Raw genomic sequence first — 15,755 nt, 5'->3', positions numbered from 1 at the left:
TCTGGCGCCTTCAGGCTGGCGGACACAGCACTCACTTGACGTCCTTCCAGTATTCCTTGTATAGGAGATACGCCAGGAAGGTCAGCAATCCGAGAAACAGCAGCACCCAGATCCCCAGCCGCTCACGCTGAAGCGCGGCCGGTTCGGCGACGTACTCCATGAACGTGGTCAGATCCAGCATGGCCTTGTCGAAATCCCGGGGCGACATGCGGCCTTCCTGATCCAGTTCCAGGCTGACCACGCGGGTCCGCTCCTGGCCCTCATCGTCGGTGTAGGTCTCGGTCACGGCGCGCTGGATGCCCTGCAGATCCCACAGCACATGCGGCATGGCCGGATTTTCCAGCACCGTGTTGTTCCAGCCGTCGTCTGTCAGGTAGTAGCCACGCAGAAAGCTGTAGATCCAGTCGCTGCCGCGCGAACGGGCGGTCAGGCTCAGATCCGGCGGCGTCACGCCGAACCAGTCCTCGGCATCGCTGGCATCCATGGCCGTGAGCATGTAGTCGCCGGCCTCGCCATCGCCCATGATCAGGAACTCTTCTACCTGTTCCTCGGTAAGGCCGAGATCGTCAGCCAGTCGCTGGTAGCGCATGAACTGGACAGAATGACAACCCATGCAGTAGTTCACGAACAGGCTGGCACCGCGCTGCAACGCCGCCTTGTCATGGACATTGGTGTTGGCGTGATCGAGATCACCACCCTTACCCGTCGCCGGGTTGGCAACGGCCATGGCAATCAGCACCAGAACAATCTGAAAGTGTCGATAACTCATTTACTTGGTCACTCGCTCGGGTACGGGTTTGGTGGGCTCGAAGCGCGTCCAGATCGGCATCAGAATGAAGAACGCGAAGTACAGGAAGGTCCACAGCCTCAGCTCCAGGGTACTGGAATCCTGAGACAGCCCCAGCATGCCCAGCCTGATGAATGCCACGGCGAAGATGGCCAGCGCCAGCTTCGACATCCAGCTGCGGTAGCGCAGCGACTTGACCGGGCTGCGATCAAGCCACGGCACCAGGTACAGGATCATGACCGCCGCACCCATCAGCATCACGCCCATGAGCTTGTCGGGCACGGCCTGGAGAATGGCGTAGAACGGCGTGAAGTACCAGACCGGCGGAATGTGGTCCGGCGTCACCAGCGGGTCGGCCTCGATGAAGTTGTCAGGCTTGAGGAAGTAGCCACCGAATTCCGGCAGGAAGAAGATGATGAACGCCGCGATGATCAGGAAGAAGGCCGCGCCGAAGATGTCCTTGACCGTGTAGTAAGGATGGAACGGAATGCCATCGATCGGACGGCCCTGGGCATCCTTCTTTTCCTTGATCTCGACGCCATCGGGGTTGTTCGAACCCACCTCATGCAGCGCGGCAAGGTGCAAGACGACCAGCAGCAGCAGCACCATGGGCAGCGCCACGACGTGCAGCGCGAAGAAACGGTTGAGCGTGGCGTCAGCGACCATGTAATCGCCGCGAATCCACTCGACCAGTCCGTCCCCGATCCACGGCACGGCGCCGAACAGCGAAATGATCACCTGGGCACCCCAGTAGGACATCTGGCCCCAGGGCAGCACGTAGCCCATGAAGGACTCGGCCATCAGCACCAGGTAGATGGTGACACCGAGGATCCAGACCAGCTCGCGGGGCTTCTGGTACGAGCCGTACATCAGGGCTCGGAACATGTGCAGGTAGACCACCACGAAAAACAGCGACGCGCCGGTCGAGTGCATGTAGCGAATCAGCCAACCCCACTCGACATCGCGCATGATGTATTCAACCGAGGCGAAGGCCAGCTCCGCGTCGGGCTTGTAGTGCATGGTCAGGAAAATGCCGGTCACGATCTGGTTGACCAGTACCAGCAAGGACAGCGACCCGAAGAAGTACCACAGATTGAAGTTCTTCGGGGCGTAGTACTCGCTCAAGTGCTTCTTGTAGAACTCGCTGATATTGGAGCGATCGTCAATCCACTGACCGACGGCATTGATGTGCTTGTTGATCGAACTGGCGGGCTTTGCCATGTCAGGCTGCTCCTTCTTCCGGGTCTTCGCCGATGAGGACGTGATCGTCGTCGATGAATCGGTATGGTGGCACCACCAGGTTCAGTACCGCCGGCACCCCGCGAAACACGCGTCCGGCCAGATCGAAGGTCGAACGGTGGCAGGGGCAGAAGAACCCGCCGCGCCAGTTCTCGTCGAACGGCTGGGCTCCGACTTCCGGCAACACCTGGGGCACGCAGCCCAGGTGGGTGCAATGGATATTGGCCACCAGGACTTCCGGTCGGATCGAGCGATGGAAGTTGCGGGCATACTCGGGCTGCTGCTCTGCACTTGAGTCCGGGTCGCGGAGCTGATCGGCCAGGGCCTGAAGATCCTCGAGCATACGCTCGGTGCGGCGCATCACGCCGATGGTCTGGCCACGCCACTGGACTCGCAGCAACTGCCCCGGCTCCAGGTTGCCGATAAAGACCTCGACCGGCGCCCCGATGATCCGCGCCCGGGCACTGGGCTGCAGCGAGGAGACAAACGGCCAGACCGCGGCACCGACGCCTGCGGCACCGACCACCCCGGTGGTCCACGCCAGCAAACGGCGCCGACCCGGATTCTCGGGCGGCTGGATGGACGAAAGCGAATCACTTTCCGACATGAAGCACTCCAGAACTAGGTTTCTTTAGGGGGCAGCTCGGCATGCTGAAAGGCCGATGCTCCCGGGATTGCGTCCCGCCTGTACCCGACCGCTGGTTCCCGATCGGGAGCAAGCGGCGTCACGCGAAACGGACTCAAGAACAATCAGCCCGCTATTTTAGCGAAAAATTAAGCTGTTTCTCAATCGTCCATGGTACTTTATGCGAGAAATATTCCACGCATGCCGTATCACAGGCGGATTTGGCCGTCATCCCCGACACAAGAACTCGGCGCCAGGGCGGGGCCGCTGAACTTTGCATCGATACATGACCAGAGTCCTTCAATTTGCCTTGCAGTTCACCATCCTGGGTCTGGCCGTGGCCTTTGTGCTGGTCTGGTTTCGGCCTGAACTGCTGCCGGCACTGGACGCTACGGGCAATCGCGCGCCGGATTCCTACGCCGAAGCGGTCAACCGAACGGCGCCGGCGGTAGTCAGCGTCTATACCCGTACGCTGGTCAGCGAGCCGCTGGGCATGGAGTTCTCCGACCCACTGTTTTCCGCACTCTACCGCGACCGCATGGTCACCCGCCCCCGCCAAGGCCTGGGCTCGGGCGTGATCATTTCCAGTGACGGACTGATTCTGACCACGATGCACGTCATTTCCAACGTCGACGACATCCTCGTGGCCCTGTGGGACGGGCGCATCGCCGAAGCGCGCGTGGTCGGTGCCGATCCCGGTACCGACCTGGCGCTGCTGGAGGTGAGCATGAACGACCTGCCGGTGGCCACGCTGTCTGAAAATTCAGGGCTGCGCACCGGCGACGTGGTCCTGGCCATCGGCAATGCCTATGGGCTGAGCCATACGGTCACGCAGGGCATCATCAGCGCCACCGGCCGTGCCCACCTCGACCTTGGCGGCCATGAAGACTTCATCCAGACTGACGCGGCCATCAATGCCGGCAATTCCGGCGGCGCCCTGATCAACGCCAGCGGCGAAGTCGTGGGCATCAACAGCGCCTCATTGGGCCAGGAAACCGGGGCCCAGGGTATCAGTTTTGCCATTCCAGCCCCGGTTGCCCGTCGCGTGGCCAGCCAGATCATCGAGTACGGACAGGTCAAGCGCGGCTGGCTGGGTGCTGACCTGGCCGACGTCACGCTCAACCTGACCGGACAGGACGCCACCCGGCCCGGCGCCCGCATCACCCAGATCCACCAGGGCGGACCCGCCTGGCGAGCCGGACTGCAACCCGGCGACATCCTGGTCCAGGCCAATGAGCAGTCGGTCGCCAGCGCGCGCGCTCTGACCCAGCGCCTGGCCAACCTGGAGCCCGGTCGGGAAGTCGAGTTCGAGATCATTCGTGGCAATCAGCTGTTCACCACCAGCGTGACCCTGATTCAGCAGCCGCCCCTGCGCAGCTGAACAGCGGGTAGAATTCACCACTTTGCAGAAATCGACTGTTCGGGGTTGTCATGAGCATCAAGTCTGATCGCTGGATCCGCCACATGGCCGAAAAGCACGGCATGATCGAGCCGTTCGAGCCCGGCCAGGTCCGGCAGAACGCCGCCGGCGAGAAACTCGTATCCCATGGCACCTCGAGCTACGGCTACGATGGCCGCTGTGCCGATGAGTTCAAGATCTTCACCAACATCAACACCGCCATCGTCGACCCCAAGCATTTCGACGACAAGAGCTTTGTCGACTTCAAGGGCGATGTCTGCATCATCCCGCCCAACTCCTTTGCCCTTGCCCGCACGGTGGAATACTTCCGCATTCCCCGCAATGTGCTGACCATCTGCCTGGGCAAGTCGACCTACGCACGCTGCGGGATCATCGTTAACGTCACTCCGCTGGAACCGGAATGGGAAGGCCATGTGACGCTGGAGTTTTCCAACACCACGCCACTGCCGGCCAAGGTCTACGCCAACGAGGGTGTGGCCCAGTTCCTGTTCCTGGAATCCGACGAAGCCTGCGAGACCTCCTACGCCGACCGAGCCGGCAAGTACATGGGGCAGCGCGGCGTCACCCTGCCCAGAGCCTGAGGTTTCGGTCAGTCAGCCACGCAGGCGGGCTTCATCGGTGTAGGGCGGCACATCCAGCGATTCTCCCGAACGGATGCGTGACTGCACCTGAAGCCACCAGTCGGCGTCGAACAGTTCGCCGTGGGCATCGCGCAGCACCTCGAGCAATGCCGGCTTCAGGGCGAGAAACCTGGGAAACTCCTCGGGAAAGACGTCATTGTCATCCACATGGAACCAGGTTTCATCGCTGTAGAGATCGAAATCGTTGGTCGCCTTGGGCATGTGACGGAAGTTGCAGTCGGTCAGCAGGGTCAGCTCGTCATAGTCGTAGAACACCACCCGGCCCGATCGGGTCACGCCGAAGTTTTTGGGCAGCAGGTCGCCGGCAAAGATATTGGAGCGGGCCAGATCCTTGAGTGCCTGGCCCATGTCGGTCACGGCATGATGCGCCGCTGCTTCGTCCACCTCCTTGAGATACAGGTCCAGCGGCCGTACCCGCCGCTCGACAAAGCTGTGACGGATCACGACGGTGTCGTCATCAATCCGTACTATGCGTTGACATTCCGACATGAGCTCATCGAGCAGTTCGGAGGAAAACTGGTCGCGCGGAAAGCGCAGGTCCTTGAACTCCTGCACATCGAGCAATCGCCCGACCCGGTCGTGTCGGTGAACCAGGTGGTAGCGCTCGATGACCTCGTGGCGGCGAATGGTCTTGACCGGAGCAAACCGGTCACGCAGCAGCTTGAAAACCAGCGGATAGGACGGCAGGGTAAACACGGCCATGACCATGCCGCGCTGACCCTCGGCCTCGACCATCGTTTCCTCCGGACGCACCAGCAATTGGCGCACAAAGGCGCGGTAGCGCTCGGTCTTGCCCTGCTTGGCACGGCCCAGCACGGTGTAGAGCTCATCGATGGGCTTGTCGGGCAACAGCGTGCGCAAAAACACCACGGCATCGCCGACCGTGGGCAGATCGGCCAGAAAATAGCTGAACGTATACCCGAACAGGATCGACACCTGCAGGCGTCGGACCAGCAGCGCATCGACGCGTACCTGGCTGTCCTCCTGGACCAGGGCAATCACGCAGGGCAGATAACGCTCGCGCCCGAATGCCCGCCCGACCAGGTAGGCGCGCCCTTCACGATAAAACACCGTCTCGAGCAGCTCGATGCTGGTGATCGCCGACTCGCCAACGGCAAGCAACTCCGAGCGCAGGCGCTCGGCAAGACGTTCGCCGTCCCCTGCCGAATCGGCATACGGTATGGAAAACTCGTAGTCGCGCAGAACACGCCGGAACGTATCGCCCAGATCACCGCCCACGGCGTAGGTGTGGCGTGAGACCGGATGAGTGATCCGGTCGGTAGGCTGGATATCCAGCGCCACGAACTCGATGGCCGGATCGACACCCCGGGTCTTGAACAGCCGTCGGCTGGTGGTATTGAAGAAAGTCTTGTAGAGCTCGGCATCGAGGCGATCGTCGATGGCCTTTGCAAAGGCCTTGTGGATCTCCTTCCAGATCGAGCGGGACCACAACCGGTTGGCCAGGCTCTCCTCGAGCCGGCCGATGACCTCGTCGACACTCTGGTCGTAAAGCGCCATACGCGCGACCACGTCCGAGCGCATGCCGACCCGGTCACCGGCCTCGAAGCGGCGCTTGCCGCGCCGCGACAGGTCGGAAAAGCTGGCGTTGTAATCGTCGAAACCGGTCAACAACAGATCGGTTGCCCGCCGGATCAATGAGCCGCTGGAATCGGACTGCGCCATGGGTTGCGCCCGGTTTATTGAATCCAGGGCTCATTTTAGCCCGGATCGCTCCTTGCTCCGTGTACTGCGAAAAGGCCAGGAGACGCAGTGTGAGCCGCTTTCACACAGCCCACCGGGGCCGGGAGCAACCGGTCAGAAACAGAGCACAAGCCCCTGTTCCGATCACTGCTCGTAGCGATCATGGAACATGCGGTCGTTGACCTGCACATAGACGGTATCACCATCATGGACCAGCACATAGGCGTTCGGATTGCTGGTGACAATCTGATCGAACTCCCCAACAATGCCTTCGGCTGCCGTCAATATCGGATAAAGGCCGTCGAGGGGCTCTCGGCCGTAGTTGCCCGGCAGAACGGTGAAAGCCACACTGCCGCCCTCGATGGTCACCGCACCGCTTACCTCGACGAGATCAACGACCGGGCCCGGCGCGAGCTCGATGGCCAGCACGGCATTCTCGCCGTGGACATAGTCACCGCCTATGCTAAGCGCGGCCGACTGGCCGGGGCTGGCCACCAGGGTGCCTTCATTGGTCACATCGCCTAACTGCCCACTGGCGCCGAAAACCCCAGCCTCCTCGATGAGCAGGCTGCCGCTGTAGTTGACCGGCTGACCGGAAAACAGCGTGGCGCCGTTCTCTGCACGGATCAGACCGCTGGCATTCGTGCCGACCGGGCCTTCGATGGGAAACGGCATGTCCAGCGAACCGGTGTGGTTGAACACCAGCGTTCCGGCACCGCCGTTGAACAGAACCCCGCCAAACAGATCCATCTGGCCGGGAGCTTCTGGCGACTCGCCAGCGGGCCCGCCAACGACCACCTCGCCTTCCGATCCCGGATTGGCGCCAATCACCAACCGGTAGTTCGCCGGAGATCCGCTGCCCGTCAGATGCAACATGGCGCCATCGACCAATCGCAGGTGGCCGCTGCTGCTGTTGCCCACATGCAGACGAGTTCCGGAGAGCAGGGACCCGGCACCGGTCAACAGGACTTCGCCATGGCTGTTCGCTGCCTGCGCCACAGTGGAGGTTGTGCCGAACAGCACCTGGCCGCCGTCACTGATGGTCATCTGGCCTGAGCCGACATGCCCAAGCCAGAAATTCCCGCCACCAAAATCCATGCTCGACCCGGTGCCACTGACGACAACACTTCCGCTGCCCGAGGCCTGCCAACCAATGCTGATAGTGCCGCTTCCAGGACCGATCCACTGGCCACCGTCCAGAATCTCTAGTTCACCGGCGCCAGAGTTTCCAATAGCAGAGTTCGATGAGTCCACCTCCCAACTCGAACCCGCTCCGCGGATGATCACGCTACCATCGCCTCCCGCCTGGCTGCCCACGACGCCTGAACCATGGGTATGCAGGCTGCCGCCGTTGACAATCGACAATTCACCGCTGGCGTTGTGACCGACGCTGAAGCTGTTGCCGGTCTCTGCCGCGTTACCATCGATCAAAGTCGGGTTGGGGTTGGTGGTATTGATACGAACCTGACTGGTTCCCGAGTTCGGTACACCGCCGTCCCAGTTGTCGGAATCGAACCAGTCCTCCGACTCGTTGCCGATCCACAGGTGCTGGCCGAAGGCGTTGCCACTTGCCCCCAACAGGCCGGCGGTGGCCATGACTACCAAGACTGTCTTTCTCATTGCACTTCTCCCGTCGCGTTCAAGGTTGATCCTGGTCCGTGAAACACAGTCTTGTCGGGGTCAGTCCACCCGGCATGACGAAACCATGACTTTGGCGTGATTTTGTCCTTCCATTGGAGGATCGGTCGGCAGGCGCGGCGGGAGTAGCGCCCAGGCCAGGATCAACTTGCCTACGCACGCGCCAGGCTGACCTGCCGACCGAATGCGTTGGCTACCGGAGAATCGGATCGAACTCAAATCGGTCTGTGAAGATCACATCTCCCAGTGCATCACAGATGACCTGGACGTCGTTGACGTCGTCGCCGTCGACGGTGCCACTGCCATTACTCACCGTGCAAGACTGGCCGTCAGGCTGCTGACTGACGCTGACCTCGTAGGTGAATCCGTCCGGCACTGGCGTATCGAACTGGAACGAGAAAGTCCCGGCCTGGGTGATATCCAGATCGTCGCCACCGTTGTTCTGCAGCACCAGGGGATTCATTCCGTTGCCGGCCAGGTTGTTAACGACGCCGCCGATGGTGTAGCGGGGTGGTCCGCCGAAGGGTTCGGAAACTTCACTGGAATTGCCCAGGTTGTCGGTGGCAACGGCCACGAACCAGGACTCTGCCTCCGGCGTCTGGGTGCCGGGCACCGGCGTCAGACTGACCTCGACGAACTCCTGTGCGTCGGCCTGCTCGTAAACCACGGTGCCAATCCAACCCATCAGCAATCCGGAACCGGCGGGGTCGCTCCTGTAGACATCAACTACAATCGGGTAGGCCGAGTTACCAGGTGCTGAATCGACGCGAAAGCGGATCTCCACGTTTCCGGCATCCGGATTGAACCCGGATGCCAATTCGTCGAATTCGGGATAATTCTGCAGGTTGTTCGGGCCGGTGTCGGCATCCCCGGGATCCTGATCGCGCCCGCCCGGCCCCAGATCAATTCCCTTGTCATGGCGGCGTTGCAGAACGCGGCGGATGCTGTTGCCGGCGCCGGCATCCGGATCAAAGGCAATGGCACTACCCTCATTGCCGTAAAAGTCGAGAGAACCCAGGCTGGGGTCTACCGAGCTCTGCATGACCACATCGGATACCCCTTGGCCAATCAATATGCCGTGGCCACCATTGCCCCGAATACTGTTGACACCAATCTCGACGTCCGGCCCCGCCGATCTGACGGATATACCGTGCCCCGCATTGCCGCGGATGATGTTTTGACTGATTTCGGCAGAGAGCCCGATACGAACATTCTGCGGCGATTCCAGAATGATCAGTCCGGCCTCGCCACCGTTGGGGACCGTCAGGCCTGCAGGAGTGCTGCCAATGTAGTTATTGATGACTTGAGCGTTGTCACTGCCGACCCGGACTCCGCCCCCGCTACCGTTGAAGCCGAATACGTTGGGCATGCTATCTGACGTGGACGGATCAACACCGACCATCGTGCCGGATCCGGTGGTGTAGAGGCCATACAGGGTATTGCCGATATCATCGCCGTCGGGAGTGACGCCGACCCAATTGTTGCCAACCACCGCGAACGGCGAACTACTGTTGATGCGAATGCCGCGTGTGCTGTGGCCGATCCAGTTGCCGATGACCCGGACACTGCTCGAGCCATTGCCGAGCAGAATGCCATGCGTGGCAATCGGGTAGGCCTGGAGGACCTCATCGATGCCAAGCCGGTTGTCGAAGATGTCGTGAGTCCCCTCGAAAACACGGATACCTCTGTCCATGCCGCCAATATAGTTGAAGCTCCCGATCTGGTGATCCGCTCCCGACACCCGGATGCCGATGGCATCGGACCCGAAGCCTCCGTCAAGCATCGGCTCGGTGCCGATGCGATTGTCGGCCACCGAGACATCCGCCGAGCCCGGCATCAGGCGAATGCCTGAAAGTGTGGCATGACCGACGCGGTTACCCGTACCGATGGTACCGATCTGGTGCTGACTGCCCGAGGCCTGGATACCATGAGTGACCGGCGCCGGCGCGCCGCCCGGCGTGACCCCAACGAGATTCCCCTCGACTCTGGAGAGCGTGCTGTCGGCCGCAAGTTCGATCCCGATCGCGGCATGGCCAACCACGTTGCCCCAGGCTTCCTGCGAACCGCCGATGTTGTTGCCATTGCCTTGCCCGGCATCGCGAATGGCACTGAACATGACGGGCAAGGCATCACCGTCGGCATTGACGCCGACAAAGTTGGAACGCACGAAATTGTTGACCGTGTTGACGCCCAGCCCGATGCCCGTCAGCGCGAAGCCCACCGTATTGTGGAGGATCTCATTGCCTTCACCATCCAGCACGAAGATACCGGTTTGGTCGGTCCCCAGATCGTCGCCATCCGGATTGGTGCCGACGAAGTTGTACTCGACCGTGTTGAAGTTGGCCGACTCGGGAAACTGGCCGTCTCGACCGATGGCCACCTGCCCGGCAATACGATTGGCGCAGCCTTGCTGGCCAATGGTGTGGCCATTGCCCACAACCTCTATGGCCGGCTCAGGTCCCGGGGACAGCAGGCCATCACCCGCCGCATTGGTGCCGATGAAGGAGCAGCGAATGAGAGTCTGGCTGGCCGACTGCAGAATCAGCACATCACCACCACCATTCGCGGCAATCACGCTGCGTCCCTGCGGGTGGCCAATCTCGTTGCCCTGACCTCCTAGAATCGATACCCCCACCGCACCGTTGGGCGTGGGCTGATCACCGATCGGACTGACACCAATGTGATTACGACCCAGGCGATTATTGTCGCCGGCAATCTCTATCCCACTGGCTGTATTGCCGGAGATCACGTTGCGCCAGGGGCCGATCGGTGGAGCGAACTGGCTGGTGCCACCAATCTGGTTATTGTTGCCATTGAGTATCCGAATTCCCCAGTTGTTGGGTGCAGGCACATTCGATCCGAGAAACTGGCCGATCTGCGACTGACCCACCAGTACGTTGTCGGCATTGGTCATCTGAATCCCCGCGCCACTGGAAAAGCGGATGATATTCAGTGAAATGATTTCGGAGAACGAGCCATCGGCCGTGATTCGCAGACCATGCGCGCTTTCAGTCAGCGAGTTGCCGTCGAGAATGACCCGCGGAAACCCATCCTGCGGATCGTAGTTGGGATGGCTGGTGCCATCGATGCGGATCGGCGTTTCGATATCCGGCAATGCGGTCGCCGGGGTGAATACTGTATTGCCCCCGCTGGTCGGAATGTGGCTGGCAAAGCTGATGATCGCCAGGGATCCGGAATCGACCAGGTTGGCAGTCTGAATTGCGGCCCGCAGCGTGCACTCGGGCTCGAAGCCGGCGCCGGGCGCCGGCACCACGTTGCCAGTATCGCAGTCACCTGCCGCAGCCGAAGGCGACCGCGGTGCGTCAGTGTTGGAGTTGACCACGTAGTTGGCATGCACCACAGCGGAAGTCAACAGAAGTGAAAATCCCAGAACGAATCTGATCCTGGCCATTACGTTACTCCCAGCTAATGCTTGTCTCTTCAAGGTGATTGAACCGAGGCGATCTCGCCGCCCAACAGCAGCGCTTCCAGCACGGCAAGGCGCTCGGACATCGCATCCCGCTCGGCCTGCAGCGCAAAAATCTGCTGCTGTGTGGACTCGGCGGCCGCCAGGCGCTCGCTCAGCTCGTGGACGCGCTCATCCCGTGCCGCAACTTCAGCCCTGAAGCCTTCCTCAGCCTGCCGGACGGCAAGGCGCTGTTCTTCCCGAAGCTCGCGCAGCGCCTGGGCGACGATGGCGGTGAATCCCTGCTCGGAGATCTCCAGATAGCCTTGGTTGTTCTCGTAAACCCATTGCGAGAACAGCATTTCGACTTCCTGGGCCATAAAGCCGATGTATTCTCCGGGATGACCCAGCCCCTGCTCGATGGCATCGCGCAGATAGGTGTAGCGGTAGGAATTGAGGCTGGTGAGTCGATCCAGCATGCCGGTTTCCAGCAGCTCGACCTCATCCTTCAGACGCTCGTCAGAAAAAGTGGACCAAAGCCCGCCACCCGGTTTGCGCGCCCTTCCATGGACGTGCAGTTCAATTTCACGTGGATAGGTCCACGGCATGCCTTGAAGGATGAGTGGGTCCAGCCACCCACCGAGTGCGACCTGGTCTACCCGATCATCCTCATCGCCAAACGATCGAAACGTCGCCATTGGCGCCTGGCGATCGGGATGGAACAACAGCAGGGTGCTACGGGCATAAACACCTTCGGCGGGGTTATTCCAGGCGATGAAGTGTGGCGCAACAACTTCGTCATCGAACCAATCCGGAAACCAGTAGTAGCCATCAAGCTCCGGATCCGTTGTAACGGTGAGCGAAGTGGCTGAAAGCCCTCCACCAAAGTCTCCATCTCCATGCACCCGCAAACCCCGTTCCGGCACCCCGGAACTGTTGTAGTTGGCGCCAACGCCCACCCCGGAATTCCCGTAGACGCGAAACGCAGTGCGACCCCCAGTCTGCACACGCAATGCGTTCTGGCCACTGGGGGCGCGTACATGCAGGCTGTCGGAGATGGACTCGGTGCCAATACCGACCCGATTGCCGAAATAGGATCGACCACCGGTAAAGTATCCCGACCACGCGCTCTCATCGCTGCTGACGCGTATGCCGTAGCCATCCGGTGAACGCGAAGTGGCGAACAAGCCAACTGCCGGTCCGGACTGCGCCTGCGCATCTGCATGGAGACCATAACCGCCTTGGGCGCTCAGGTTGACGAACCGGCCTGCGGCACTGGTGATATCCCCCTGCGCCCTGCCATAGATTGCAAAGGTTTCGCGACCACCGACTGCCTCGGATAGCAAGCCGGTCGACTTCTCCAGATGGGATTGGTTGCGGACAAAGACCGCTGCGTTCTCGTCCAGTGCGCCGTCTTCATGCATGACCACATGCAGCGGCGCCAGCATCTGTTCCGTGCCAATACCCACCGAACCCAGATCGAAGTAGATTCCCGCATCACCTTCCTTCCAGAGTTCCGACGCCTGAGCCTGGCACCACGTCAGTGCCAGAGCCGCCAAGAACATCCACTTGAAACCCTTCATCTTCCTTACCTCACTGTCCAAGGTTGATCAAACGAGCCACACAGCCCGTGAAATGCAACGCCATTGCAGCAGCAGAAGGGTCGGTTCGCATGATGAAGCGATGATGATTCGATGATTTCGACAACCGGCCATAACGGTCAGTCCGGAAAGCCATAGCCCGACTGCAAACAGCAGCATGCTGCGTGGGTTCGTCACCGAATCGTCACGCAATCATCAAGCCGCACCCAGTGTTGGTGCGGACACTGCAGCATGGCGCCAAATGACGCTGTTCGATCAGGGTCCCCGCTGGCAGACTGATGGCCAAATGGTATAAATTGAGCGGGCAAACCAACTGCCTGAACTGCCCGACCCCATTGTGAACGACAGCAAACAGATATTCGGCGCCTTTGAGCTGAACTGGAACACGCGAGAATTGTTCCGCGAGGGAGCACCCGTGGCGGTTGAACCAAAGGCGCTGGAGTTGATTCATTACCTGCTGTTGCACCGTGACCGGGCAGTCGGCAAGGACGAGCTGGCCGAAGCGCTATGGCCCAATCGTGTCATATCCGACACGGTCATCAGCCAGACCGTTCGCAAGGCCCGCGCTGCCGTGGAGGATGACGGCGAGCGCCAGGAAGTGATCGCCACCGTGCGCGGCTTCGGCTACCGGTTCGTGGCGGCCGTCACGACTGAAGATCGCAACGATGGGGTTGCCGAGGCCATGCCCGCTGCTGCTGCGAGTCACGCTCGACGATCCCCGGCCGCAGGCTGGCTGGCCCTGGCCGGCCTACTACTGACCGGAGCGATTCTGCTATGGCTGTGGCCCGCACCCACCGTGGCGCCGGAGTCTCTCACCGTGGCCATTGCACCGACTGTTCAACAGATCGAGACGGAAGACGCACCGGACTGGCTCGAACTCGGCCTGCCACGCCTGATGGGATACGCACTGGCGGGCGTTCCCGGACTGATGGTGCTGGGCGATGCCATCCAGGGCGCCGCTGAAGAAGGGGCGGAGATCGACTGGATTCGTGATGCCTTGCGAGCCGACGAGATCATTCAACCGATAGCGGCTTTCAGCGACGGACACTGGTATCTGGGCGCGGAAATCCTGACTCGCGAGGGAGAGCTGAAGGACCTACTGGAGTTCAGTCACGAGCAGCTCGCCGTTGCGCTCAGCGAGCTGACCCATCAACTCAATGTGCGCTACCGCCCCGTCACCGCCCGAACTGGCAGCCACATCCTCTCTCCCGACCCCTGGGTCAACGAAAGCCTGGCGCGCACCATCCAGGCATTGGAAACCGGCGCACCATCACTGGCCAGGGATACGGCCGGACTCATACTTTCATACCAGCCCGATCACCTCTGGGCGCACTATTTCGTGGCCGTGGCGCGGCGCCAGGCCGGCGAGAATCACGAAGCACGGGAGGCGCTTGAAGTCCTGCTCGCCGATCCCGCCCTGGACCAGGCAGACGGGCTGGCCATCGAAGTCCACAATTCGCTGGGAGTGGTTCTGCATCAGCTCGGCGAGGCCGAACAGGCGCTGATTCATTTCGAGACCGCGGCCGAACTGGCCGAGCAGGCCAATCACCTGCGCCATCATGCACAGGCGCTGGTTTCCCAGGGGGTCATGCTCAGCGCGTTGGACGAAAACCAGCTGGCCAGGGATCGAAACGAGACCGCCATGCGGCTGTTCACCCGTATTGGCTATCAACCCGGCCGCGCCCTGGTCGCCAACTCGCTGGGCGCGCGCGCCTGGCGTGCCGGCGATGTGGAACTTTCTGCAAACTGGCATCGCGAGGCGCTGGAGATTCGCCGCCAGTACGGTCGCCGCAGCGAGATTGCTCAGAGCCTGCTCAACCTGTCAACGACCACATCGGCGCGCATGCAATTCGATGAAACCCGGCGCCTGATCGAAGAAGCCATCCTGCTGACCGAGGCCCAGAGACTGGCCGACATGCATACCTGGGCGGTAGTGCAACTGGGGCACCTGCAGGCTCGCACCGGTGAGCCGGCACGGGCGCGCCAGACGCTGGAACGCGGCCTGGCCAAAGCCGAAGACATGGGTTATGCCCAGGCTCGGGCCAGTGCGTTGGGGGGGCTGGGACGCCTGGCCGCCACGGAACAGGACTACGACCTCGGTCGCGAGCTGCTGCTGGAAACACTGGCGGCCTTCGAAGAGATGTCGCACGTGCGCACGCGCGTGCTTGATGCCCGGCTGGACCTGGCCGAGCTTGCCCTGAATCATGGGGATCACGAGGAAGCCGCCTTGTGGCTCGATGAGGTCAAAACTGATTTCACGGAACACGGCATGCCCGATCTGCAGGCAGCCACCTGGCACCACCTGCGTGCCCGCCTGGCGTTCAAACAGGCCGATGCCGTGCAGGCCGTGGACCTGCTTGAACAAGGCCTGCAGCATGCGCGAAGAGTCAATCAGCTTGAACCACGAGTTGCGCTGATCGCGGACCTGGTCCAGTTCGCACTGAGCATTGATGACCGGGAACGGGCACAAGCAGCCATGAAGGACATACCCTCGGAACTGGCGGATCAGTGGCGAGTACTGGTGATGCAGGCGGAACTGGCCAGAGCGGAAGGCGATATCGTCGGGAGTCTCAAGCTGATGGAGCAGGCGCGAGTCCAGGCCGGCGTGCGCTGGCCGCCACGTTTCCAGGCCCGGCTCGACTCCCTCACAGCCGCACAGAGTTCCAGCGAGACCTCCATCTGACGGGCTATTATTAC

General features: G+C 61.4%; 10 protein-coding genes. 3 read left to right on the top strand and 7 right to left on the bottom strand.

The genetic code is table 11. From position 1 onward, the window contains the following. Positions 1–31: 31 nt before the first annotated feature. From IC757_RS05900 to petA, 3 genes are read right to left on the bottom strand one after another with little or no spacing between them, the layout of a single operon-like run. Positions 32–769 carry a cytochrome c1 gene (locus tag IC757_RS05900; protein WP_223846271.1) on the bottom strand — a complete coding sequence of 246 codons (738 nt, stop codon included), beginning with the start codon at positions 767–769 and terminating at the stop codon, positions 32–34. Beyond that, on the bottom strand, positions 770–2,008 hold the full coding sequence (locus IC757_RS05895) for a cytochrome b (RefSeq protein WP_190976441.1): 1,239 nt from the start codon (positions 2,006–2,008) through the stop codon (positions 770–772). It lies immediately after the preceding gene. A gap of 1 nt (position 2,009) precedes the next feature. Continuing rightward, on the bottom strand, positions 2,010–2,633 hold the full coding sequence (gene petA / locus IC757_RS05890; protein WP_190976440.1) for a ubiquinol-cytochrome c reductase iron-sulfur subunit: 624 nt from the start codon (positions 2,631–2,633) through the stop codon (positions 2,010–2,012). 304 nt (positions 2,634–2,937) lie between these two features. Here petA and IC757_RS05885 point away from each other — a divergent pair, with 304 nt between their 5' ends. Next, positions 2,938–4,032 carry a S1C family serine protease gene (locus IC757_RS05885; protein WP_190976439.1) on the top strand — a complete coding sequence of 365 codons (1,095 nt, stop codon included), beginning with the start codon at positions 2,938–2,940 and terminating at the stop codon, positions 4,030–4,032. A 50-nt stretch (positions 4,033–4,082) separates the two neighbouring features. Continuing rightward, positions 4,083–4,652, top strand: a complete 570-nt coding sequence (gene dcd / locus IC757_RS05880) for a dCTP deaminase (protein ID WP_190976438.1) — start codon at positions 4,083–4,085, stop codon at positions 4,650–4,652. Between the two features lie 12 nt (positions 4,653–4,664). Here the strand turns inward: dcd and aceK are convergent, their stop codons facing one another. The 4 genes from aceK to IC757_RS05860 all read right to left on the bottom strand — a co-directional run bounded on the left by aceK (position 4,665) and on the right by IC757_RS05860 (position 13,040). After that, complete coding sequence (gene aceK, locus IC757_RS05875; protein ID WP_190976437.1) at positions 4,665–6,395, bottom strand: bifunctional isocitrate dehydrogenase kinase/phosphatase; 1,731 nt, start codon at positions 6,393–6,395, stop codon at positions 4,665–4,667. Between the two features lie 162 nt (positions 6,396–6,557). Beyond that, a complete protein-coding gene (locus tag IC757_RS05870) occupies positions 6,558–8,033 on the bottom strand; it encodes a hypothetical protein (RefSeq protein ID WP_190976436.1) in 1,476 nt (491 codons plus the stop codon). 211 nt (positions 8,034–8,244) lie between these two features. Continuing rightward, positions 8,245–11,463, bottom strand: coding sequence for a hypothetical protein (locus IC757_RS05865; RefSeq protein WP_190976435.1), 3,219 nt, complete (start codon positions 11,461–11,463; stop codon positions 8,245–8,247). A 29-nt stretch (positions 11,464–11,492) separates the two neighbouring features. Continuing rightward, a complete protein-coding gene (locus IC757_RS05860) occupies positions 11,493–13,040 on the bottom strand; it encodes a tail fiber domain-containing protein (RefSeq protein WP_190976434.1) in 1,548 nt (515 codons plus the stop codon). Positions 13,041–13,395: 355 nt separating this feature from the next. On the opposite strand from IC757_RS05860, the gene IC757_RS05855 reads away from it, so the two are divergent. Then, positions 13,396–15,741, top strand: a complete 2,346-nt coding sequence (locus tag IC757_RS05855) for a winged helix-turn-helix domain-containing protein (protein WP_190976433.1) — start codon at positions 13,396–13,398, stop codon at positions 15,739–15,741. Positions 15,742–15,755 lie beyond the last annotated feature (14 nt).

Source organism: Wenzhouxiangella sp. AB-CW3 (assembly GCF_014725735.1).
In the GTDB taxonomy this organism is placed as follows: domain Bacteria; phylum Pseudomonadota; class Gammaproteobacteria; order Xanthomonadales; family Wenzhouxiangellaceae; genus Wenzhouxiangella.
The sequence above is the reverse complement of the archived record's forward strand: the minus strand, read 5'-3'. Positions and strand labels throughout refer to the sequence as shown.

What these genes read in the sequence shown, in the direction of transcription:
- IC757_RS05860 (WP_190976434.1), bottom strand. Translation starts at nt 13,040, where the DNA reads ATGAAGGGTTTCAAGTGGATGTTCTTGGCGGCTCTGGCACTGACGTGG.
- IC757_RS05865 (WP_190976435.1), bottom strand. Translation starts at nt 11,463, where the DNA reads ATGGCCAGGATCAGATTCGTTCTGGGATTTTCACTTCTGTTGACTTCC.
- IC757_RS05870 (WP_190976436.1), bottom strand. Translation starts at nt 8,033, where the DNA reads ATGAGAAAGACAGTCTTGGTAGTCATGGCCACCGCCGGCCTGTTGGGG.
- petA (WP_190976440.1), bottom strand. Translation starts at nt 2,633, where the DNA reads ATGTCGGAAAGTGATTCGCTTTCGTCCATCCAGCCGCCCGAGAATCCG.
- IC757_RS05900 (WP_223846271.1), bottom strand. Translation starts at nt 769, where the DNA reads ATGAGTTATCGACACTTTCAGATTGTTCTGGTGCTGATTGCCATGGCC.
- aceK (WP_190976437.1), bottom strand. Translation starts at nt 6,395, where the DNA reads ATGGCGCAGTCCGATTCCAGCGGCTCATTGATCCGGCGGGCAACCGAT.
- dcd (WP_190976438.1), top strand. Translation starts at nt 4,083, where the DNA reads ATGAGCATCAAGTCTGATCGCTGGATCCGCCACATGGCCGAAAAGCAC.
- IC757_RS05885 (WP_190976439.1), top strand. Translation starts at nt 2,938, where the DNA reads ATGACCAGAGTCCTTCAATTTGCCTTGCAGTTCACCATCCTGGGTCTG.
- IC757_RS05895 (WP_190976441.1), bottom strand. Translation starts at nt 2,008, where the DNA reads ATGGCAAAGCCCGCCAGTTCGATCAACAAGCACATCAATGCCGTCGGT.